At 29.8% G+C, this 521-nt stretch carries 1 protein-coding gene; it reads right to left on the minus strand.

Features of this window, described 5'->3' with window-relative positions; translation table 11 throughout:
* Positions 1-435, minus strand: a 435-nt coding sequence (locus RCG67_RS17390) for a hypothetical protein (RefSeq protein WP_368828069.1), incomplete at its 3' end; no start/stop codon positions are given.
* Between the last annotated feature and the right edge of the window lie 86 nt (positions 436-521).

Raw genomic sequence — 521 nt, forward strand, 5'->3', positions numbered from 1 at the left:
TGCAAATTCATTTATAAGCTCAGGAAAAGCTATAATATTATTAGTAATTGGTAATGGGGTGTTGTCGTAATTAACTAATTTTTTTCCTAATGCTGAAGAGACATCCCCAACTTGAATATAGTTAAATAATTTTCTTGAATAAATCATTTTTTGAGTGTCAAATTTAATATAATCATCAATTTTATACCCATATTTATTGGCATAAACTCTAATATTGTTGATAATTTTTGAATTTGGGAATTTAGCAATAAAGTTAAATTTACCTTTTAAATTCTGTTTAACATGTCTGTGAATACCTTCATTATCATTTCCAAGATGTGCATTTGGTGCTGTAGCAAACGAATCACGAATTCCAGCATCAATATTTGCTTTTTCCTGACTTGCTATTTCACTCGCTAAATATTGAGCACCAGCTTGTAATCCAGCATCTTTCATGCCATTAAATCATGAGACAGGGTCTCAAAAACTGACACCACTTCCATATTCTTTTGTCATTTCAATTTGTTCTTTTTGCATTTGAA

It is taken from the genome of Kocuria cellulosilytica (genome assembly GCF_040981245.1).
Classification (GTDB): Bacteria; Actinomycetota; Actinomycetes; order Actinomycetales; family Micrococcaceae; genus Kocuria; species Kocuria cellulosilytica.